The organism is Winogradskyella sp. (genome assembly GCF_016744625.1).
In the GTDB taxonomy this organism is placed as follows: Bacteria; Bacteroidota; Bacteroidia; order Flavobacteriales; family Flavobacteriaceae; genus Winogradskyella.
The window spans coordinates 25,920-49,121 of record NZ_JADGDZ010000014.1 but is presented as its reverse complement, the minus strand read 5'-3'; the positions used below and the strand labels follow the sequence as shown (position 1 = coordinate 49,121).

Here is a 23,202-nt window from a genome sequence, read left to right as displayed (position 1 = left end):
GAACGTGTTTCAGAATCTTAAATATTCTTCGTATTTCTATGTTATGAAGTTAAGTTACATATAGACATTTAACTTAAATTTTGAATTAAGCCTCCAACACTTATAAAAACTGTACTTCTCCTTTTATTATTTACTAGAAAATACTATTTTCGCAGACTTATTTATACCAAATAAAAGACTATACAAAAAGACTATGGCAGTTTTAAATAAAATTAGACAACGCTCGCTTATACTAATATTAGTAATAGCATTAGCATTATTTTCATTCGTAATTGGCGATCTATTCAAGAATTCTGATGCCTTAATAGGTAGCGCTCAAGATGTTGTTGCAACCATTAATGGAAAAGATATCAATCGTACAGATTTTCAACAAAAGGTTAAAAACTATCAAGATAGATCTGGTGGAAGACAAACTTCTACACAGTCTATGAATGCGATTTACAATCAAGAACTACGTAAAATTGTTTTACAATCAGAGTTTGACGAGTTAGGATTATCTGTTGAGAAAGATGAAATGAGAGATTTGTTAAAAACTAGTTTTTCTTCATATCCAGAATTTCAAGATGAAAATGGCACTTTTGATGTCAACCGTTTAAATGCGTTCATTGGGAATTTAAAAGATTTAAAAGGTGAAACGGCTCCTCTTGGTAATTTTTTAGTTAATTATGATAGTTGGACAAACAATGAGCAGACTATTGCTGCAAATGCTGTGCAACAGACATATTACAATATGATTAAAGCTGGTGTTGGTACAACTATAGCTGAAGCTGAGGATGATTACTTAGGTGATGCTAAGACTTTAGATATGCGTTATGTGCAAGTTCCTTATACAAGTATCGCAGATAGCTTAGTTGAGGTGACAAAAAGCGATATAAATGCTTATATGAAAGCCCATGAAGATAAGTTTAAAGCAGATGCATCTAGAGAAGTTGTTTATGTAGAATTTAAGGAAGTAGCCTCTAAAGCAGATGAAGATAAAATTAAAGCCGATTTATTAGCTTTAAAGAGCGATAAAATCGAGTACAATGAAAGTAGTAAGAATTCGGATACCATACCTGGTTTTGATACAGTAACAGATATTGCTGAGTTTGTAAATTCTTATTCAGATATAAAATACGACAATACATTTTGGAGGGCAGCACAATTACCTGCTACAGCTAAGGATACTTTGATTAAGTTGAATGTTGGTGATTATTATGGTCCTTACAAAGAAGGTGAGTTTTTTAATTTATCTAAAGTTATTGCTACAAAGCAAATGGCTGATTCTGTAAAAGTTCGTCATATCTTAATTCCTTATGCTGGTGGACAAAGAGCAGATGCATCTGTCACTAGAACTCTAGAGGAAGCAAAGGTAACAGCAGATAGTATTTTAGCTAAAATTAAAAGTGGTACTAGGTTTATGGATTTATTAGAATTATCATCTGATAAAGTAAGTAACGAAAAAGACGGTGAACTAGAGTTTGCTTATAATGCTGGTATGGCATCAGAATTTAAAGCCTTTTCTTTTGATAATAAAAGAGGTGATGTAGATGTTGTTGGAACATCTTTTGGATATCACGTTATTGAGATACTAGAACAAAAGAGTTTCAGTAAAACGATTCAGGTAGCAACAATTGCAGATAAAATTGAACCATCTGAACAAACACTTAGTGATGTATTTAATAAAATGTCTAAGTTCGAAATTGCTGCTAAAGGTGCTGATTTTAATGAATTAGCTAAAGAGAGTAAATTAACTGTGAAGCCAATTACATTTAAAGAATTAGACGAGAACATTCCTGGTTTGGGAAGCCAAAGAGAAGTTGTGCGTTGGGCATTCGAAGATGATACAGATGTAGGTGAGTTTAAAAATTTCCCAATTTCTAATTTCGGATTTATTGTAGCAAAAGTAGTTGAGAAAAAGGAAAAGGGTTTAATGAATGTTGAAGATGCTTCTATAACTGCAATACCAGAAATAAGAAAAGAAAAGAAAGCGAAGATGATTCGTGATAAAATTAAAGCTACGACTATAGATGAGATTTCTAAGAATCAAGGTCAGAGTGCAAGAACTGCAGCTGCTGTAACTTTGAAAAATACAACGTTATCTGGAGCTGGTGTCGAGCCAAAAGTAGTAGGAGCAGCATTTGGATTAGCAGAAGGTGCAACATCTAAGCTTATTGATGGAGAAAAAGGTGTTTATGTTGTTGAAGTGACAAAAATAAATGAAGCAACCAAGTTAGATAACTACTCTGCAATTATGAATAGGTTAAGTACTGAACGTAGAAATGCAGTACAAAACAAAGTATATCAAGCATTAGAGAAAGCAGCTGATATCGAGGATAACAGAGCAAAGACGGTTTACTAATCGGCTTTAATAATAATATTTAGAGAAAGGCTTTACAGAAATGTAAAGCCTTTTTTGTGTTTAATATATGATTTGTCATGCTGAACTAGTTTCAGCATCTTTAAGTATCATTAAAGGACCATTTCCGAATAAGGAATCACAGTATCAAAACCTTTTGAGTTAAAATAAGTAGTTGGATCCTCCTCTGAGGTCGCTAAAACAAAATCTCCTCCCCAAGCACCTAAGCTTTTTACACTGCCTTTAAAGTCCTTAAAAAGTTTAGTTTTTATAGGTTTTTGGTCAATGAGTTTTGAAATAATAGCTTCGTGCGAATTTATAAGTTTTTCAAATTCTATAAGTGATTCACAAGCGATGATAGCATCAGTAATTGCATTAATCTCCTCAATTATTTCAGTACCAATCTTAGCCTTCTTTCTGTAAGAGGTAATACCATCTCTACTATTTTGCTTCTGATTAAGATAAACAAAGTAAAGGTGAGATTTAAACTTTGGATCAAATACAATAGTTTCAACTAATGGCTTTTGTCTATATCTCAATTGATACGTTATAGGCGTATTGTTTTGTGCACAGGCAATATCATAACCACTACCTTTAAATGTTTTCTCTAGTAGCTTATATGCGTCAATTTGTGCCCAATTAGCGATATTATTGATTAGCGTAGATGAGGTGCCCAAACCCCAAAGTCTATTAAAATCTTGATGTGTTGTAATAGTATAGCCTTGTTTAGAATTTAAGAATTCTGGGTTTAGATTATATGTAGCTTTTAAGATTTGAATTAACCGTTTTGAAATATCAGTATAGTTTTTAGCTTTTAATCTAAGTCTAATAGCACTATCATTTACCGAGAACTCATCCTCAAACCAAGCCTCATCCAATTCATTAAAGCTTTTCCAAATGATGTTTTTTGTTTTATTTTCTTCAACAGTTAAGCTTTGCCCATATTTAGTGGGAACTGCCAATGCCTTTGCTCTGTCTAATACTACATATTCTCCCGTGAGTAATAATTTACCGTTGCTTCTAAAAGTTTTCAAATTTATTTTCTAAGATTTTCTATAGCTTCAACAACTGCACTATGCGTCACTATGTTAGTTTTAAAATGTTCTACTATTTGGGTTTTCTCTTCTACTGTTGCTTCAAACTGATTCAAAATGTTCATTAAGTGCATTTTCATGTGACCTTCTTGTATGCCAGTTGTAGTTAGCGATTTTAACGCTCCAAAATTTTGAGCTAAACCAGCTACGGCAACTATCTGCATTAAATCTTTTGCAGTTGGCTTTTCGAGCATTTCTAAAGAAAACTTTACTAAAGGGTGTAAACTTGTTAAGCCACCAACAGTACCAAGAGCTAAAGGTAGTTCTATCCAAAATTTAAAGACACCGTTTTCAATAGAGCAATGTGTTAAACTTGAATATTTTCCGTTTCGAGATGCATATGCATGTACTCCAGCTTCAACAGCTCTAAAATCATTTCCTGTGGCTAATACAACAGCATCAATGCCATTCATAATACCTTTATTGTGAGTAACTGCTCTAAAAGGTTCCACTTCTGCAATATTAACGGCTTGTTTAAATTTCTGTGCAAAAATCTCAGGATCTGAAATGTCTTTACTTTTTAGATCAGAAATTGGACATGATACTTCTGCCCTCACCAAACAATTTGGAACATAGTTAGAGAGAATACTCATCACTATATTTAAATCATCATCTAAATTTATGCTTGCTTCCGCCTTAAAAATTGTTGCAAATTGCTCTAAACAAGAGTTTATGAAATTTGCTCCCATTGCATTCAATGTTTCAAACGTGGCATGCAATTGATAATAATTGTCTAAATCGTTAGACTTGTTTCGTAATTCAATATCTAAAATACCACCTCCTCGACGTTTCATGTTTTTAGTGATATCGGAAGTCGCCAAAATTAATTTTGGTTTTACGGTTTCAAAGAAGTTTTCAAGTTTTTTAAAATCACCTTTATAAACAAAGTGTACTTGACCAATTTTCTGGGTTGAGATAACTTCTGCTTTAAATCCACCTCTGTCATACCAAAATTTGGCTGCTTTGCTGGCAGCAGCAACTACAGAACTTTCTTCTATAGTCATTGGAATTGTGTAGAGTGTGTTGTTAATCAGAAAGTTAGGTGCGATACCAAGAGGTAGGTAGTAATTTGTAATTGTATTTTCTATGAACTCATCGTGTAATTTCTGAAGTTTTTGATCAGTATTCCAATACTGTTTTACCAGTGTTCGTGCTGCTTCTTTATCAGTAAAATAGGTGTCTAAAAGCCACTCAATCTTTTCAGATTTTGTAAGCTTAGAAAAGCCAGAAATAGCGTTTGGCATATTTGTTTTAAATTTAAAGCACAAAGATACTTAGGATTGGCATAAAATGTGCGCACTAACTACCATTAATTGCCGATTTACTGTTAATAATGCCTCTTTTTTGCATAATTTTTAGTAAACTTGGCATTGCTATATTGAAAAATGAATTTTATGAAATTAAGACGCTTGTTTGCAATTGTAGGATTTTTAACAACCTCATTAATTTATTGTCAAGACAAACAAATTTCACTCGAAGGTATTTGGAGTGGTTCATTTAGAACTGAAGGCATGCAAGCATTGCATTCTATGAAGAATGGTAAACAGTATTCAGTTTTAAATTTCGATAGACAAAATAGAACAGCAACAATCGATATTTACGATTATAAAACTTTAGAAAAAGTAAAAACCTTGGTCTCTTCTGCAGATATTTCAGAGATTCAAGGTTTTTTTGATTATAGCTTTAGTGATGATGAATCTAAGGTAATCTTAACAACGAACTCTAAACCTGTTTTTAGACGATCTACTTTAGGTGAATTTTATATCTATGATATCGCTTCAAAAAAAGTAACTAAAGTTTCTGATGATTTGGTTCAAGAACCTACATTATCTCCAGACGGAACAAAAATCGCTTATGGTTTTGGTAACAATCTTTATGTAAAGGATTTAGTTTCTGGGTTGGTTGAGCAAATTACTTCTGATGGTATAAAGAATAAAATCATTAATGGCATTACGGATTGGGTATATGAAGAAGAATTTAGTTTTGTAAGAGCTTTTGACTGGAATGCAGATAGCAATCAAATTGCTTTTATTCGTTTTGATGAGGCTGAAGTGCCTGAATTTTCAATGGATGTTTTTGGATCAGACTTATACCAAACGCAGCAGGTTTTTAAATACCCAAAAGCGGGTGAAGCAAATTCTAATGTGTCATTACATTTATATGATATAAATTCTAAAAAGCTTCAACAACTTAAAGTAGATAAAGCTTACGAAGACTTTTATATTCCAAGATTAGAATGGACTAAAGATGCTAATGTATTGAGTGTTCAGTATATGAATCGTCATCAAGATGAATTAGATTTATGGATGATAAATACTAAAAGTAAGTCTTCTAGCTTGGTTTTAGCGGAAAAAGACAAGGCTTATATTGATGTAACATTCAACCTTACTTTTCTAAAAGACAATAGTTTTATTTGGACGAGTGAGAAGGATGGTTACAATCATATTTATCATTATGCTAAGGATGGAAAGTTAATTAATCAAGTGACAAATGGAAATTGGGAAGTCACTAACTATTATGGATTTAATAAAAAAGAGAATGCTATTTATTATCAATCTGTTGAAAACGGTTCTATTAATAGAGATGTCTATTCTATTAAATTGAATGGAAAGAACAAAAAGCGATTGACAAAAACAGATGGAACTAATAACGCATCGTTTAGTGCTGATTTTACTTATTTTATTAATACGCATTCTAGTGCAACAACTCCTCAAGAGTATACGCTTAATAGCTCTAAGTCTGGTGCAGTTGTTAAAAGCATTAAGGATAATGATAAGTTAGCTCAAAAGGTAGGAACTTACATTACTTCTAAAAAAGAATTTAGTACAATAAATGTTAATGGTAATGACTTAAACATGTGGATGATTAAGCCAGCAAATTTTGATGCTGGTAAAGAATATCCATTGTTTATGTATCAATACTCTGGTCCAGGTTCACAACAAGTCGCAAACCGTTGGAATGGTACAAATGATTATTGGTACCAAATGTTAGCACAACAAGGTTATATTGTAGCTTGTGTAGATGGTAGAGGAACCGGATTTAAAGGCGCTGATTTTAAGAAAGTAACTCAAAATGAATTAGGTAAATACGAGTTAGAAGATCAAATAGAAGCGGCTAAAAAGCTAGGAGCTTTACCATACATTGATAAAACCAGAATAGGGATTTGGGGTTGGAGTTATGGAGGTTTTATGAGTAGTAATGCGTTGTTTAAGGGTAACGATGTTTTTAAAATGGCGATTGCCGTTGCACCAGTTACAAGTTGGAGGTTTTACGACACTATTTATACAGAGCGTTATATGACAACTCCACAAGAAAATTCAAGTGGTTATGATGAGAATTCTCCAATAAACCACGTTGATAAATTGGAAGGAGACTTCTTATTAATTCATGGGTCTGGTGATGATAATGTACATTTACAGAATACCATGCGTATGGTAGAAGCATTAATTCAAGCAGATAAGCAGTTTGAATGGATGGTGTATCCAGATAAAAATCATGGTATCTATGGAGGAAACACTAGGCTCCATTTATATAAAAAGATGACCAACTTTATCAATAAAACTTTAGGCGATAAGCTGAAAAAGAATGATAAAAAAGAAAAGGAGCCATCTAAAATTAAAGGCTAAACTAACACTAACGAACTAACTAACTAACTAACTAACTAACTAAAATAGATTTTATGTCAACAGCAATTAAACCAGAATATCAAAAAGAACTTTTTGGGCAACCAATTGGTCTTTATATACTTTTTCTTACGGAAATGTGGGAACGCTTTTCTTATTATGGAATGCGAGCTTTATTAGTGTTGTATATGACAACGGCTACAATTGGAGATGACAGAGGAGCAGGATTAGGCTGGACAAGTAAAGAAGCACTCGCTCTTTATGGTTGGTACACAATGCTTGTGTACGTAATGTCAATTCCTGGCGGAATGATAGCGGATAAATTGATTGGTCAAAAGAAAGCCGTTTTGGTAGGCGCTATTATTTTATGTTTAGGTCATGGAGTATTGGTACTGACCGATATTTGGGCATTTTATACAGGGCTTGGTTTAGTTATACTAGGTGTTGGTTTATTGAAGCCAAATATTTCTACTATGGTTGGAGGTCTTTATAAAGATGGAGATATAAGAAGAGATAAAGGGTTTAGTATTTTTTATATAGGTATAAACCTTGGGTCACTTTTAGCAACGATGGTTGTTGGATTGGTGGTCGCAGAATGGGGTTGGCATGCAGGTTTTGGATTAGCAGGTATTGTGATGGTACTTGGGTTAATTAATTATATCTATGGTCAGAAGTATTTAACACATGTTGGTAATTTAGTTGAAGCTAAAGACGACCCGAATGAAATTTCTTATGGAAAATTATATTCAAAACTATTTAGTTCTCCAACGCAACTTACTTTTACCGTAATACTGGCATTACTTTCTGGTATTGGCTGGTATTATCTAGATTGGGGTTATGGTCTGTTATTTTTGTTTTTAACAGCTATTGCTGCATTATTAATGATGATATATAAAGAACTAGATTCTCAGGCTTATAAAGATCGTTTCCTTGTACTACTATTGTCATTTATAATGGTAATTATTTTTTGGGGAGCATTTGAACAAGCTGGTGGCTTAATGAATTTATATACCGAAACTAATACTGATAGAGTGTTATTTGGTTGGGAAATACCAACGGTAATGTTTCAAAGTTTAAATGCCGGATTTATTATACTTTTTGCAACAGCAGTTGCAGGTTATTGGGCATCGCGTAAATTAAAAGGAAAAGAAGCTTCATCATTATTCAAAATGGCTTTAGGTATTATTATCATGGGCTTTGGATTTTTGTTCATGGTATTTGCGGCAATGGAATTTGAAAAATCAGGAACATCTAGTATGATTTGGTTAGTCTTAGCTTATTTGTTCCATACAATTGGTGAATTATGTATTTCTCCTGTGGCACTATCATTTATTACAAAATTAGCTCCAGTAAAATATGCGTCGTTAATGATGGGTGTTTATTTTGCAGCAACAGGATTAGGTAATAAAGTAGCAGGTATTGTTGGTGAATCAGCAACAGATTATGGTGAAAAAACGATATTTACAGGAATTGTAATATTTACTGTAATCATAGGTGGATTATTTATAGCAATATTAAAACCGTTAAAGCGTCTTACTCATGGTGTTGAAGACCAGGAAAGGGACTTAAAACATGAAGAAGCTGAAGGTTTCGAATTAGCAGACGATTAATAAACTTTATATAAAAACCCTTGCAAATTAATTTATGTAAGGGTTTCCCTTTTAACTAAACTCTCTTTTATGAATACAGATATCGAAAATCTATTTAAAGACAAAGTCATTGGACATCCAGCAGGACTATTTGTGCTGTTTTTTACTGAAATGTGGGAGCGTTTCTCGTTCTACGGAATGCGTATTTTATTAGTGCTTTTTTTAACGGCACCATTTGCGAGTGATAATCCAGGTTGGGATTGGCCTCGAGAACATGCTTTAGCACTTATCGGAACTTATGCGTCTTTACTCTACTTAACACCTATTGTTGGTGGTTGGATAGCTGATAAAATCACAGGTTATCGTGTTGCAGTGGTAGTAGGTTGTTTAATTATGACCTTAGGTCATGCTTCTATGGCGTTAGAAACCACTATGACATTTTATATAGGTCTAGCACTTTTGGTTATCGGTACAGGTTTTTTTAAGCCAAATATTACTTCCATAATTTCTGAAATGTATAAAGGTAAAGAGTCTAAAAAGGATGGAGCTTATACCATATTTTATATGGGAGTTAATGCAGGAGCATTTTTTGGTATGATGCTATGTGGTTATTTAGCAGAAAACTTTGGATGGTCTTGGGGCTTTGGATTAGCTGGAATATTCATGTTTTTAGGAATGCTTCAATTTTGGTTAGCAAAAGACCTTTTTGGAAGTATTGGAGCAAAACCATCTAAAGTACACGAAGTAGAATTGCCTCAAAATATAAATGAAGAAAGTCCTGCGGAACAAGAAGAAGCTTTAGCTGATGCGAAGTTGAATCCGTTTACGATGTTTGATAAAATCTTAATTGTTTTATCTTCTGTAGGTGGTTTGCTTTATCTATTTAATGATCCTTTAGAAAAAATTGGAGGAACAAGTTTAGCTCCATTTACAATTGGCGGTTTGAATGGGTCAGATGTAATTGTTTTAACGGCATTAGTGCTGTTTTTAATTCTTTTAGTAACTAGAATTTCTAGATATATTCCTATTGTAAGGGATAGAATTATAGCAGTTTCAATTTTTGGTCTTTTCACAGTATTTTTCTTCGCATTTTTTGAACAGTCATTAGGATCTATGACTTTATTTGCAAGAGATTATACCGATAGAACCTTGGTAGGTGATTCGGCAATGATATTTAAAGTTGTAGATGCAATTTTAACTACGGTACCTTTAATTATTATTACTTGGGTGTTAATTTTATTATCGAAAAAAACATTCTCAAAAATCGGATTGTCAAATATTGTTCTTGCTTTAGCTTTTGTTGGGATATGGTATTTAGTACTATTTAGATTATTTAATAAATTTTCTGAACAAGGAAATGAAATCGAAGCGACTTGGTTTGGTATTCTTAATTCATTCTTTATTATTACTCTCGCTCCATTATTTTCAAAATGGTGGGAAAGTAAATATAATCCGAGTGCTGCTATGAAATATGGTTTAGGCCTCATTCTTTTAGGATTGGGATTTGCGATATTATCTTACGGAGCATCAGATATTCCTCCAGGTGCAAAAACAGCTTCAGTAAGTATGATATTTTTAATATTAGCATACTTATTTCACACCATGGGTGAGTTATGCCTTTCTCCAGTAGGTTTATCCTATTTGAGTAAATTGGTTCCTGCTCGTATGATTGGCTTTATGTTTGGTGTTTGGTATCTGGCTATTGCTGTAGGTCAAAAGGCTGCTGGAACAATGGGAGGAATGATTGATAAAATTTCTGAGCAATATTCAATGGGTACCTTTTTCTTAATATTTACTTTAATTCCAATTGGAGTAGGTCTTATATCAATTTTATTAAATCCATTATTAAAACGATTAATGCACGGAGTGCGTTAACCAAAAACCGTTAAAATATTATAAAATGCTCCTTTTTAAGGAGCATTTTTTGTAAGTTCGGAACAACTTTTGCAACAAATCAGTCATGAGGAAATTAGGATATTTAGTGTTAGTAGTATTATTGGCCTCATTTAAGCCAATGACTAACGAGGCATCAGGAAAAATTAATTGGGTGACTATAGAAGAAGCTATTGAGCTTCAGAAAACAGCACCTAAAAAGATTATAATGGACGTATATACCAATTGGTGCGGACCTTGTAAAATGTTAGACAAGAATACATTTCAGAATGAAGATGTAGCAAATTATGTTAATGAACATTTCTATGCTGTTAAATTTAATGGTGAAGGCAATGAATCTGTGACTTACAAAGATAAAACCTTCGGAAACCCAAATTACGATGCAACGAAAGTAAATCGAAGAAATAGTGCACATGAGTTTTCGAGATATCTTAAAGTAAGAGCATATCCAACCATGGTGTTTTTTGATGAAGAAGCTAATTTTATTACGCCTGTTACTGGTTACTTAAAACCGCAACAATTAGAGTTGTATTTAAAGTTGTTTAAAAATGATGATCATAAAAACATGGATACTCAAGAAAAGTTTAACGAATACTACAAATCCTTTAAGGCCGAGTTTAAAGAGTGAAAATTTTAATCTATAATAAAAGCTCCCTTTTCATAAGTATAATGGAAAGGGATTTTTTTATGCTCGCATGTTATTTTCCAACGTTTCGCATATGACTTGTAATTACTTGCATCTGCAATAATTAGTTCAGGTTTTAGACTGTCAATAACTCTATTAAGATTAAGTTTTGGTGAGTTTCTTAATAGAATATAGTTAGGTTGAAATGAAAGTCCTTTATAAACTCCTAAGCTATCTATTACTAAAATGTTCTTGTCGTTAAATTGATAAATAGATTGAAGACTATCCATTTCAATATTCTCAATAGATTCACCAACTTTATAATTGGTTATAACATTATCTGTTTTTCGTTTTAACGAATCCAAATTATGATGCACTAGTAATTCTTCATTATGTTTTTGCCCAATCATAGAATATCTACTTTTATTAAAAACAATAAAAGCATCACCCTGTACTTTATAGGCGTTGAAAAAAGAAATGCTTTGAAAACAAAGAATCGCAATTAAACTCAAAGCAACCCATTTGAAATTCCTGAATTTATAAACCTGAACCAAAGCAGCAATAATTAGATAAGAACAAATCACTTGAAGTATGGTATAAGGAATATCTCGAAATAGAAAACCTTCAAACTGAGCGACCCAAGCTATAAAGTCATTTAAACTATCAATAATAAAACTATAGGCAACTACTATAAAATCAGGAAGCATATTCAAAAGCGCTAACGCAATAACTAATAATCCGAAACCTAAGATTAAGCCTAGAAAAGGAATCACAACAATATTAGAAATAAAGAACAAGCCAGGAAACTGATGAAAATAGAATAAGCTTATGGGAACAACTCCGGCTTGTGCGGCTAAAGTCACTGTAAAGATTTGCCATAATTTATCTGTAACTAGAAATTTGGGTTTCCATAATCTATATATAATTGGCTGAACACTTACAATACCCAAAACAGCTAAATAACTCATCTGAAAACCAACTTCAAACAAAAATGTGGGTTTAAAAAGCAGAATTATAAATGCTGAAATGATTAAAGTGTTATAAATATTAGTAGACCGTTTTAAATGCATTGCAATACTAATAATGCTAAACATAGTGACTGCTCTAGTCACAGAAGGAGACAAACCCGCAATAACAGCAAAAGACCATAGAGTAGTTACTAAAATTACCATTCTAAGATAATTGCCATTTTTAAGATAGAGTAGTGGTTTAAATATAAAATTAAGAATCCATAATATAATACCAACATGTAATCCTGAAACGGCTAAAATATGAATCGTTCCAGAATTCACGTAATTATTATAGATAGTTTTATCAATGGTTTGTCGTTGACCAAGCAATAGTGCATTCATAATGCTAAGCGCTTCGTTTTTAAATCCAGCTTCTATGAGTTTTGTATTAATAGTTGTTCTTAATTTATCAGCAAAGCCATAGATAGTAGTTTTTGAATCAGAAAGGAGTAATAACTCATCTTGTTTTAAATAGAGTTGATGATAAACCTGTTTTAATTTTAAATACTTATTGTAATCAAATTGATGTGGATTTATAGGTTTCTGAATGTCTTTTAATTGCGAAGAAGTTACCAGTACATCATCAACAGAAAGAACTTTGCTTAAGCTGTCTCGTCTAATATTGATTAACAATTTGCCTGAGGCCTTTTTAGTATTAACTGAGTTTATAGAAACAATATATTTTTCATTGTAATTGTCGGGTTTTAGACGCTCTTTAATTTTGAAAGTTATAGAATTAAAATCTTTAGAGATATTAAGGTTTGTATAGTGATAAGATTGAAGTTTCTCATCTTGAATTGAATAAGAAATCATTCCTATGCCAATCAAACACAAGTAGGTTAGTAACCCAAACACAGGTAAATGGTCTATTTTTTTTCTTAGAAATAACCAAAAGAAGCCAAGTATAACAATTAAGCTAATAGTTATATATAAAACCGTTTGAAAATCTGTATTAGCAAAATGTGCTATTACGATTCCAATAACCAAACAAATGGTCAGTTTTATGATGGTAAAATTTAGTAACTTCATGATTATGAGCTACTAAGATAAGAAAAAGATTAAAGCACACGTCGTGCTTGCACAAAAGCAAAATACCAATAGCGTTCAGCTAAAGAAGATACCATAACACCTCTGCTACTAGACGCGTGGATAAACTCTACATTTCCTGTTCGTACATTGGTAACGATACCAACATGGTTAACACGTCTGCTATTTTTCTTAGTAGCAAAAAACACTAAATCACCAACATTCACTTCTTTTATATCTATCCAAGAGCCTGCATTTTTTAAGTCAGATGTTGTTCTTGGTATATTGATGTTGTGTTTCTTAAAGCTAGTGTAAATTAAACCAGAGCAATCCATACCACGTTTTGTAGTTCCTCCATATTTGTAGCGTGTGCCATCAAATGTTTTGGCGTATTTTACAATGTTTTTGGCTTCTTCAGAAGGCTTTGCAGTCGTGTTTACTGTTACAGTATGCGTTTGTCTTTTTTTACTAGAATATGATTTCTTTGATTTACAGCTACTAGCAAGTACTATTAATAGGAAGAAGGGTAAAAATCGTTTCATTATTAGTTTTAGTAGATGTATTTGCTTTAATGTCTAAAATAATAAAAAAATATGATGACTTTTTTATAAATTTATAGAATCGTGAAAGTAATAGTATTTTATTCAGATTTAGATGATTTTATAGTAACCTGTATTGTTGCTATAACTGCTATAGTATTTCTTTTTAGTTGGGCTAAAAACAAATTGAAGTTTCAAAAGGGTAATTCCAATTATTTATTTGAGAATGAAGAAATAGAAACTGACTTAAGTCATTACTCATTGAATTTTGAGAGCATTACAGTTGAGTCTAGAACTATTGGTTTTAGGTCTAAAGTTGTTTTATTTATGCTTGCTTTAGTAATTGTAATAATGCCACTATATGAGTTTGTTGAAACTTTAAGGCCTGCTTCATTTTATTTTGGGTATTCGTGTTTTCCCAATGGGCTATAGATTTAATTTTTAACCGCATTAAAAATTAACGCAGCTGTATTATCACTAGCACCACTTCCTCCAAGCTTTTGTTCTAATTCGTAATAATCTAAAAACAATTGCTCTCTATTTTCGGATTCTAAAATAGCTGTTAATTCTTTTTTTAAACGTTTTTTATTAAAATCTCCTTGAATCAGTTCTGTTACCACTTCACGATCCATTATTAAATTCACGAGCGAAATATATTTTAAAGTAATAATTCGTTTCGCAATTTGGTATGAAATTGCATTGGCTTTATAGCAAACGACCTGAGGTACTTTAAACAATGCAGTTTCTAAGGTTGCAGTGCCAGAAGTAACTAAGGCTGCATTGGATATGCTTAAAAGATCATACGTTTTATTGGAGATAAAATGTACATTATCTTGCTTAATAAAACTCTTGTAGAAATCAAAATCTTGACTTGGAGCTCCAGCAATAACAAATTGATAATTTTCAAAATCATTAACTAAACTCAACATCACACTAAGCATTTTAGTAATCTCTTGTTTTCGACTTCCAGGTAATAGGGCAATGATTGGTTTGTTACTGAGTTTATGTTGTTTTCTAAATGAGTTTTCATCAACCTGAGGCCTATCTGCAATGGCATCAATTAATGGATGTCCTACAAAATGAACATTATATCCGTATTTTTTATAGAATTCCTTTTCAAACGGAAGAATAACATACATGGCATCAACATCGTGTTTTATTTTTTCAACACGACCAGCTCTCGATGCCCAAACTTGAGGAGAAATGTAATAATGAGTTTTAATTTTTTTGATTTTAGCCCATTTGGCTATGCGAAGATTAAAACCAGAATTATCAATAAAAATAATTGCGTCTGGTTGAAATTTCTCAATATCTGTTTTACAGAATTTTATCTGTCCTAATACTTTTCTGAGGTTAAAAATAACTTCAGCAAAACCCATAAATTGACGCTCTTTATAATGCACCACCAATTCACCACCAACAGACTGCATTAAGTCTCCTCCCCAAAATCTAATATCAGCTTTATTATCTTGTTTTAATAAGGCTTTCATTAGGTTAGAACCATGTAAATCTCCCGAAGCTTCGCCAGCAATGATGTAGTATTTCATGTGTTTATTTTATTGCTTTTAAATTGTCACAAGAAACATCTAAAATGATTAAGCTTTCAAAATTAAATTTTAGGATTGGATGTTTCATTTAATTCATAAATTTAATTACCATCGTAGAAATCAGTATTAAAATTGTAGCAATTAAAACGCCTTTAGCTCTATGATCTTGCTTTTTCTTTAAGAAAAGGAAAAAAGCTCCTAAATTGAGAAGTGCACCAATACTCATTAGTTTGGTTAGAAAATCTTCGGCAATAGCTCGCCTAAGAACAATTCCCCAGTCATCAGATTTTCCAAAAAACTGAATAGCTAAAATCAATCCAAAACCAGCTGCTATAATGCCAACTATAAATCCTATTAAAATTTCTTTTTTCATTTTATGCTGAATTTATTTCAGTAACTATTTTCCTAAAAAACGGAATCTTTATTTAGTGAAACGTGTATTATTTTAATTTCCAGGTATTTAAATTTTGTATAGCATGATGAGCTGTTAAATCAAATTGCACTGGTACAACAGATACATAGCCATTCTCTAAAGCCCATTCGTCAGTATCTTCTCCATTATCCATATTTACAAATTTGCCAGTGAGCCAATAATAATCACGCCCCATTGGGTTAGTACGCTTATCAAATTCCTCTTTCCAGTTGGCACGAGCTTGCCTGCATACTTTTATCCCTTTAATAGCCTTTTCTTCAAGATTAGGTAAATTAACATTCAATACCACGCCATCTGACAAACCATGCTCTAAAACTTGTCTAGTAATAATTTCAATAAACGACTTACAATGCTCAAAATTAGCATTCCAATTATAATCTAAAAGTGAAAATCCAATTGCAGGAATCCCTTCTATACCTGCTTCAAGAGCAGCACTCATGGTTCCTGAATAAATGACATTAATTGATGAATTAGAGCCATGATTAATGCCAGATACGCAAATATCTGGTCGACGGTCTAAAATTTCATTAACGGCTAATTTCACACAATCTGCTGGAGTGCCTGAACAACTATATTCAGGTTGATTTCCATCTATAGTAACTTTTTCTAAATGTAAAGTAGAATTAATTGTAATGGCATGTCCCATAGCACTTTGTGGACTATCGGGAGCAACCACAACAACATCTCCAATGGTGTTCATTACAGAAATTAGGGTTCTTATACCTGGAGCGGTAATTCCATCATCATTGGTAACTAAAATTAAAGGACGTGCAGACATTTAATAAATACGATTAATATGCTGTAAAAGTACTAAAAAGCTTACGATTTCTTGGTAATATAACCTTTAACAAAAAATTAGTAGTTCTGATTTTTTATGGCACGGTTTTTTCTTCTATTTTAGTGAAATATTGAAAACCTACTTAATAAGAATTAAACAAAAAGAAAATGAACCGAGCCATAGGAAATTCTTAGATTGAAGAATTCAGATGAATGGCGAACACATTTTTACCGAACAAATCTATAAAAAAGAAAAAATGAGAGGGAATTATAAGTTCTTACTACTTGCATTGTTAATAGCATTTGCCTCATGTAGTTTCACCAGTAAAACATTTGACGATCCAGATAAAGATAAGCTGTTAATTCAGTTGATTACCTATGTTTTGGACCAAGGTCATTATAATCCACAAGATATAAATGATGACTTTTCAGCTAATGTATTTGAAGATTATTTAAATCAATTAGATCCATTTAAGCGTTATTTTTATGCTTCGGATATTAAAGAATTTGAAGTTTATAAAAGTCAATTGGACGACCAAATTAAAGTTTATGACCTGTCGTTTTTCAATATGACACACCAACGCCTTTTAGAGCGTATAGAAGATTCTAAGAAAATGTACACTGAAATTTTAGAAAAGCCTTTCGATTTTTCTAAAGCTGAAGAGTATTCTTCTGATTATGAAAAGTTGACTTATGTGAAAAGTAAGCGCGAAATGAAAGAGCGTTGGAGGCAACAACTTAAGTTTTCAACTATTGCAAATTATGATGATGCTTTAGCACAACGTGATGCGGATTTGGAAGCAAATGATCTTCCAGAAAGTGTGTTTTCTGCTGAAAATGAGAAACCTAAAAGTTCTGATAAAAAGTCTATAAAAGAAGTTGAAAAAGAATCTAGGGAAGTAACGAAACGTTCATTAGATGAGCTTTACGATTTTATTGAAGACAGACAACGCAAAGACTGGTTTGCGGTTTTTATTAATGCTATTGTTGAAGAATTTGATCCGCATACGTTTTACTTTGCACCAGAAGATAAAGACAGATTTGATGTGGCAATGTCAGGGAATTTTGAAGGCATTGGTGCAAGACTTCAAAAGAAAATGGATGCCATTATGGTTAACGAAATAATCAGTGGTGGACCAGCATGGAGACAAAACGAACTCGAAGTTGGTGACCAAATCCTTAAGGTGAAACAAGAGGATGAAGAAAAGCCTGTAAATATTGTTGGTATGCGTCTAGATGATGCTATTAAATTTATAAAAGGCCCAAAAGGGACTATGGTAACATTAACACTCAAAAAAGTAGATGGTACGGTTCAGGATATTGAAATAACTCGTGATATTGTTGAGTTAGAAGAGACTTATGCAAAATCATCTACTGTAATTAAAGATGATAAAAAGTTTGGAGTCATTAATTTACCTAAGTTTTATATCAACTTTGAAGATTATGATAAACGAAATGCTGCTTCAGATATTAAGCAAGAAATCATTCGCCTTAAGGAAGAGGGTATTCAAGGACTAGTCTTAGATTTAAGAAATAATGGTGGAGGCTCTTTACAAACTGTTGTTGATATTGCTGGTTTATTTATAGAAGAAGGACCAGTTGTACAAGTAAAAACAACAGGTGAACCTAAAGAGGTTTTAAAAGATAGAGATAAGGGAATTGTTTGGGATGGACCATTAGTAATTATGGTAAATGAATTATCGGCTTCTGCTTCAGAGATTTTAGCGGCTGCTATGCAAGATTATAAGCGCGCAATTGTTATTGGAAGTAAACAAACTTATGGAAAAGGAACAGTACAGAATGTATTAGATTTAAACCGAATGGTTCGTAATAATTCTAAAGGAGATATGGGAGCCTTAAAATTCACGACACAGAAATTCTACAGAATCAATGGTGGTTCTACTCAATTAGAAGGAGTGAAGAGTGATGTTGTGGTTCCAGATCGTTACAGTTATATTGATATAGGAGAGAAAGATCAAGAAAATCCATTACCATGGGATAAAATTGATGCAGTAGATTATGAACTTTGGGGTAATTACTTCGATTACGATACTACGATTAGTAAAAGTAAAGCCCGAATGGCAGCAAATGAGCAATTAAAACTAATTGATGCAAATGCAAAATGGGTAAAGAAAATAAGAGATCGCGAGATATATTCATTAAATTATAGTGATTATAAAAAAGAAATGGAGCTTAATGAAGAAGAGGCAAAGCGTTTTGAAAAACTTTCTCAATACAATACAAATTTAACGTTCAATTCTTTACAGTACGAAGTAGATTTAATGAAAAAAGATTCTGTACTTAAAGAAAAACGTAAGCGTTGGCACGTGGCTTTAGCAAAAGATGTTTACATTGAAGAAGCACTAAATGTGCTTAACGATTTAAAGATGACTTATGCTATTAAAAATAAAGTAGCAAACGTTAAGAATTAATAGTAACAGATTTAACTGTCACATCGAGCGAAGTCGAGATGCTTTAGTAAAATCATTTTGATTCAATTCAAATGACAGAAACAAATAATTCACTAACAAGTTTAGCGCTTCAAAAGTTTAAAAAGAGCTTTTGGGGCGTTTTCAGTTTAGCTATTATTGGATGTATTGGTTTAATCTCAGTATTCGCTTATTTATTTGCGCCAGATGCTTCAAAAAATGCAAATCAGATGCATTTATCTATTCATTCTCAATCTCCTGGATTTGAAGTGCAAATGTTAACAATCCCATCAGAAATTGAATCTGAACACAATTTCTTTTCTAAACTATTCTTCGGACAAGAAAATACGGATACGGAAATTCCTATTCAATCATACGAAGTAAAAGGAGGTGTTTTAAATTATGTTGAATACGCTTCGGATGGTTTACAAGGTTTGAAAAAACAAGTTGAATTAAAGCAATTTCCAAATAAAGATTATGAAACTTATATAGATAATAGAGGCTTTCTTTTTGGAACAGATAAATATGGTAGAGATTATTTAAGTCGAATTTTAATAGGCTCACGTATTTCATTTTTCATTGGTTTTGTAGCCGTTTTTATATCCTTAATAGTTGGATTGCTAATGGGAAGTTTAGCGGGTTATTATGGTGGTAAAATCGATGCGTTTATCATGTGGATAATTAATATTACATGGTCAATTCCTACCTTACTACTAGTCATAGCAATTACGTTAGCGTTAGGAAAAGGGTTTTGGCAAGTTTTTATTGCAGTAGGTTTAACGATGTGGGTTGAAGTTGCTAGAGTAGTACGTGGACAAATTATTAGTGCTAAAGAAATGCAATATGTTACTGCAGCAAGAGCTTTAGGTTATAACGACTATAGAATCATTTTAAAACATATTTTACCAAACATATTTGGACCTTTAATTGTTATTTCTGCAGCCAATTTTGCTGCAGCTATTTTAATTGAAAGTGGTTTAAGTTTTTTAGGAATAGGAGCACAGCCACCAATGGCAAGTTGGGGAGCGATGATTAAAGATCACTACAATTATATCATTCTAGGGAAGCCATATTTAGCTTTAATACCTGGACTTTGTATTATGCTTTTGGTTATGGCATTTATGTTAGTAGGTAATGCTTTGAGGGATGCTTTGGATGTGAAAACTTAAGTTGTTTATTCTGCTCTTAATTGCTCAATCTCATCATTTGTACTTCCAATAAAATTTAAAACGTCTTCTTGTCCTATTTTCTTGCTTGAAGATGTCACAAAGTAAGGAGGTAATTCTTCCCAAGTTTGTAATAACCCTTCGCAATAGTCTTCAACATAGTTTTCTATTGCTTTAGGTTTTAACTTGTCTGCTTTGGTGAAAATGATGGCAAATGGAATACCACTTTCCCCAAGGTATTGCATAAACTCTAAATCAATAGGTTGAGGTTTATGTCTAATGTCCACCAAAACAAATGCAGAAACTAACTGCTGACGTTGCTCAAAATAGTTTGTAATAAATTTCTGAAATTTCTTTTTAGAGGATTTTGAGACTCGAGCATATCCATAACCTGGTAAATCGACCAAGTACCAAGTATCATTAATGATAAAGTGATTAATTAATTGCGTTTTTCCAGGTCTTCCAGAAGTTTTTGCTAGACTCTTTCTGTCAGTTAGCATATTAATTAATGAAGACTTGCCAACATTACTTCTTCCAATAAAGGCATATTCTGGTAGGTTATTCTTAGGACATTTTTCTACTTCAGAATTGCTAACAACAAATTCAGCTGATTTTATTTTCATCTTTAGTTTCCGAAAAACGGAAATCACATTTAATTAAACAATAGGATACTTTAAGAAATCTTTATTTTTAAATTCTATAGCTCACGATTTTTCAGCCAAGCATTTAAAATTTTATTAAACTCTTCGGGATGTTCCATCATAGCAGCATGACCACATTTGTCAATCCAAAATAAGTCAGAGTCAGGTAATAATTCATCAAATTCCGTTGCAACTTCAGGTGGTGTTACATTGTCATTTTTTCCCCAAATAATACAAGTTGGAGTTTGCATTTTTGGCAAGTCTTTAGCCATGTTATGTCTAATAGCGCTTTTGGCAATTGCTAAAGTTTTAATAAGCTTATTTCTGTCATTTACTGTTTCATAAACTTCGTCTACAATTTCCTTAGTGGCAACAGCTGGATCATAGAAAACATCTTGTGCTTTCTTTTTTATGACTTCATAATCACTACGCTTGGTGTAACCGCCTCCCATAGCACTTTCATAAAGCCCAGAACTTCCTGTAATGATAAGCGCCTTAACTTTTTTAGGATATAATTTTGTGTGATATAAGCCTATGTGTCCACCTAAAGAATTACCTAATAAAATAACATCATCTAAGCCTTTAAATTCAATGAAAGCTTTCAGGTAATTAGCAAAACTTTTAACATTAGTCTTTAGCAAAGACATTGTGTAAATCGGCAGTTCTGGTATAATAACTTTGTAGCCATTTGAGCTAAAGAAATTAGTAACATCATCAAAATTACTGAGTCCACCCATTAATCCATGTAGCACAATAATTGGTGTCCCTTCTCCTACTTCAATATATTTATAATCCTTTTCTTTTTTTAAAAGGTGTGCCATCTACAAGTTGGTGCTTTAGTGTTAAAAACAAATATAACTAAATCCTTTTGAATATAAATATATCTATCATTTTTCAATGCTGTTATATCGATTCTTATTTTTTTAATTCTGTTAATAATTCCCACTTTTAAATTCAATTCTGAATATCGATTTTATTGAGTTTTTATAAGATTCAAATATATTGAATACAAAACTTATCAACAAATGTGGGAGGATGTGGTAAGATGTGGTTTTTTTTTCAATATATTTGAATCTTAATCGTTTAAGTGAGAAAATAGATACGTTGAATTCATTTATAGGAACATATGAGTGTAAAGCTGATGCCAAAGGAAGGCTAATGATTCCGGCTGTTTTAAAGAAACAGTTGGCTGGTGCTTTACAAGATGGTTTTGTACTGAAGCGTGCTGTCTTTCAGCCATGTTTGGAGTTGTATTCTATGGCAGAATGGAACAAGATGATGCAAAAAGTAAACAAGCTTAATCGTTTCAAGAAGAAGAACAATGATTTCATTAGACGTTTTACGGCTGGTGTAAAAATTGTTGAAGTCGATAATGCAGGTCGATTATTAATTCCAAAAGATTTAATCAGTTTTTCAGGTATTTCAAAGCAAGTGGTATTGGCTTCTGCTGTTAATATTATTGAAGTCTGGGATAAAGATAAATACGAACAAGCTATTGATGATGCTGCTTTAGATTTTGCAGATTTAGCAGAAGAAGTAATGGGACAAGAGGATGATGTCGATGGAATATCATAATGCAGTTTTACTAAAGGAAACGGTTGATGGTTTAGATATAAAACCTGACGGTGTTTATGTAGATGTCACATTTGGTGGTGGAGGTCATAGTCGAGAGATTTTGTCTAGGCTAGGAGCGGACGGAAAACTATATGCTTTCGATCAAGATAAGGATGCATTAGCAAATACAATTGAAGATGATCGGTTTGTTCTCATTAATGAGAATTTTCGATTTATGAAAAGGTTCTTAAGATTTTATGGAGTAAAGGAGGTCGATGGTGTTTTAGCTGACTTCGGAGTTTCTTCGCATCAATTTGATGTTGCTGAACGTGGGTTTTCTACGCGTTTCGAAGCTAATTTGGATATGCGAATGAATCAAGATAACAAGCTTTCTGCTTATGAAGTGGTTAATAATTATGACGAAGAGCAGCTAAGGGCAGTTTTATTTCAGTATGGTGAATTAAGAAATGCACCTGCAATGGCAAGGGTAATTGTTGAGGAGAGGAAGAATGCTGAAATTAAAACGAGCGAACAATTAAAGGCGGTTTTAAAGCAGTTCTTAAATCACCAAAGAGAAAATAAAGTTTTAGCACAAATCTATCAAGCCATTAGGATTGAAGTAAACCAAGAAATTGAAGTTTTAAAAGAACTGCTTATTCAGACACCTGGAATTTTAAAAAAAGCAGGAAGATTAAGTTTTATTTCATACCACTCTTTAGAAGATCGATTGGTAAAACGTTTTATAAGAAATGGGTTGTTTGAAGGTGAACCAGAACGGGATGTGTTTGGAAACTTTGAAGTGCCATTAAAAAAAGTGGGAGGATTGATAGTTCCTACGCATTCTGAAATAAAAGTGAACAATAGAGCCCGAAGTGCAAAACTTCGAGTTGCTGAGAAGTTATAAAAAGAGATTCCTGC

Annotated in this window: 19 protein-coding genes; 10 read left to right on the top strand and 9 right to left on the bottom strand. The window is 32.5% G+C overall.

Annotation, left to right across the window (positions count from 1 at the left end):
- Positions 1-193 precede the first annotated feature (193 nt).
- On the top strand, positions 194-2,341 hold the full coding sequence (locus QZZ53_RS05225) for a peptidylprolyl isomerase (protein ID WP_296382247.1): 2,148 nt from the start codon (positions 194-196) through the stop codon (positions 2,339-2,341).
- A gap of 110 nt (positions 2,342-2,451) precedes the next feature.
- On the opposite strand, the gene QZZ53_RS05220 is transcribed toward QZZ53_RS05225, so the two are convergent.
- On the bottom strand, positions 2,452-3,372 hold the full coding sequence (locus QZZ53_RS05220; RefSeq protein ID WP_296382245.1) for a GYDIA family GHMP kinase: 921 nt from the start codon (positions 3,370-3,372) through the stop codon (positions 2,452-2,454).
- 2 nt (positions 3,373-3,374) lie between these two features.
- Positions 3,375-4,676: a hydroxymethylglutaryl-CoA reductase, degradative gene (locus QZZ53_RS05215; protein ID WP_296382243.1), complete on the bottom strand. Its 1,302-nt coding sequence runs from the start codon at positions 4,674-4,676 to the stop codon at positions 3,375-3,377.
- Between the two features lie 150 nt (positions 4,677-4,826).
- Between QZZ53_RS05215 and QZZ53_RS05210 the strand changes: the two genes are divergently transcribed.
- The 4 genes from QZZ53_RS05210 (at position 4,827) to QZZ53_RS05195 (ending at position 11,165) form a co-directional block, all read left to right on the top strand.
- Positions 4,827-7,058 (top strand): S9 family peptidase, encoded by a 2,232-nt coding sequence (locus QZZ53_RS05210; RefSeq protein ID WP_296382241.1) that lies wholly within the window; start codon positions 4,827-4,829, stop codon positions 7,056-7,058.
- A gap of 53 nt (positions 7,059-7,111) precedes the next feature.
- Complete coding sequence (locus QZZ53_RS05205) at positions 7,112-8,665, top strand: peptide MFS transporter (RefSeq protein ID WP_296382239.1); 1,554 nt, start codon at positions 7,112-7,114, stop codon at positions 8,663-8,665.
- A gap of 69 nt (positions 8,666-8,734) precedes the next feature.
- A complete protein-coding gene (locus tag QZZ53_RS05200) occupies positions 8,735-10,519 on the top strand; it encodes a peptide MFS transporter (protein ID WP_296382237.1) in 1,785 nt (594 codons plus the stop codon).
- Positions 10,520-10,604: 85 nt separating this feature from the next.
- On the top strand, positions 10,605-11,165 hold the full coding sequence (locus tag QZZ53_RS05195; protein ID WP_296382235.1) for a thioredoxin fold domain-containing protein: 561 nt from the start codon (positions 10,605-10,607) through the stop codon (positions 11,163-11,165).
- Positions 11,166-11,170: 5 nt separating this feature from the next.
- Here the strand turns inward: QZZ53_RS05195 and QZZ53_RS05190 are convergent, their stop codons facing one another.
- Positions 11,171-13,201, bottom strand: coding sequence for a ComEC/Rec2 family competence protein (locus QZZ53_RS05190; protein ID WP_296382233.1), 2,031 nt, complete (start codon positions 13,199-13,201; stop codon positions 11,171-11,173).
- 29 nt (positions 13,202-13,230) lie between these two features.
- Positions 13,231-13,740, bottom strand: coding sequence for a C40 family peptidase (locus QZZ53_RS05185; protein ID WP_296382231.1), 510 nt, complete (start codon positions 13,738-13,740; stop codon positions 13,231-13,233).
- Positions 13,741-13,821: 81 nt separating this feature from the next.
- On the opposite strand from QZZ53_RS05185, the gene QZZ53_RS05180 reads away from it, so the two are divergent.
- Positions 13,822-14,169 carry a hypothetical protein gene (locus tag QZZ53_RS05180; protein WP_296382229.1) on the top strand — a complete coding sequence of 116 codons (348 nt, stop codon included), beginning with the start codon at positions 13,822-13,824 and terminating at the stop codon, positions 14,167-14,169.
- A gap of 2 nt (positions 14,170-14,171) precedes the next feature.
- Here the strand turns inward: QZZ53_RS05180 and lpxB are convergent, their stop codons facing one another.
- The 3 genes from lpxB to surE form a co-directional block, all read right to left on the bottom strand.
- Complete coding sequence (lpxB, locus tag QZZ53_RS05175; RefSeq protein WP_296382226.1) at positions 14,172-15,284, bottom strand: lipid-A-disaccharide synthase; 1,113 nt, start codon at positions 15,282-15,284, stop codon at positions 14,172-14,174.
- A gap of 88 nt (positions 15,285-15,372) precedes the next feature.
- On the bottom strand, positions 15,373-15,657 hold the full coding sequence (locus QZZ53_RS05170) for a hypothetical protein (protein WP_296382223.1): 285 nt from the start codon (positions 15,655-15,657) through the stop codon (positions 15,373-15,375).
- Between the two features lie 67 nt (positions 15,658-15,724).
- Positions 15,725-16,495: a 5'/3'-nucleotidase SurE gene (surE, locus tag QZZ53_RS05165; protein ID WP_296382222.1), complete on the bottom strand. Its 771-nt coding sequence runs from the start codon at positions 16,493-16,495 to the stop codon at positions 15,725-15,727.
- Between the two features lie 256 nt (positions 16,496-16,751).
- On the opposite strand from surE, the gene QZZ53_RS05160 reads away from it, so the two are divergent.
- A complete protein-coding gene (locus QZZ53_RS05160) occupies positions 16,752-18,926 on the top strand; it encodes a carboxy terminal-processing peptidase (RefSeq protein ID WP_296382220.1) in 2,175 nt (724 codons plus the stop codon).
- 71 nt (positions 18,927-18,997) lie between these two features.
- Positions 18,998-20,092, top strand: a complete 1,095-nt coding sequence (locus QZZ53_RS05155) for an ABC transporter permease (protein ID WP_296382218.1) — start codon at positions 18,998-19,000, stop codon at positions 20,090-20,092.
- Between the two features lie 5 nt (positions 20,093-20,097).
- On the opposite strand, the gene yihA is transcribed toward QZZ53_RS05155, so the two are convergent.
- The gene (yihA, locus tag QZZ53_RS05150) at positions 20,098-20,712 is read right to left on the bottom strand and encodes a ribosome biogenesis GTP-binding protein YihA/YsxC (RefSeq protein WP_296382216.1); all 615 of its coding nucleotides are present in this window, start codon (positions 20,710-20,712) and stop codon (positions 20,098-20,100) included.
- 74 nt (positions 20,713-20,786) lie between these two features.
- Positions 20,787-21,551 carry an alpha/beta hydrolase gene (locus tag QZZ53_RS05145; protein ID WP_296382214.1) on the bottom strand — a complete coding sequence of 255 codons (765 nt, stop codon included), beginning with the start codon at positions 21,549-21,551 and terminating at the stop codon, positions 20,787-20,789.
- A gap of 283 nt (positions 21,552-21,834) precedes the next feature.
- Between QZZ53_RS05145 and mraZ the strand changes: the two genes are divergently transcribed.
- Both mraZ and rsmH read left to right on the top strand, forming a co-directional pair.
- Positions 21,835-22,305, top strand: coding sequence for a division/cell wall cluster transcriptional repressor MraZ (mraZ, locus tag QZZ53_RS05140; protein WP_296382211.1), 471 nt, complete (start codon positions 21,835-21,837; stop codon positions 22,303-22,305).
- Positions 22,292-23,188 (top strand): 16S rRNA (cytosine(1402)-N(4))-methyltransferase RsmH, encoded by an 897-nt coding sequence (gene rsmH / locus QZZ53_RS05135; protein WP_296382209.1) that lies wholly within the window; start codon positions 22,292-22,294, stop codon positions 23,186-23,188. Before mraZ ends, rsmH begins: the two co-directional genes overlap by 14 nt.
- The last annotated feature ends 14 nt before the right edge of the window (positions 23,189-23,202 follow it).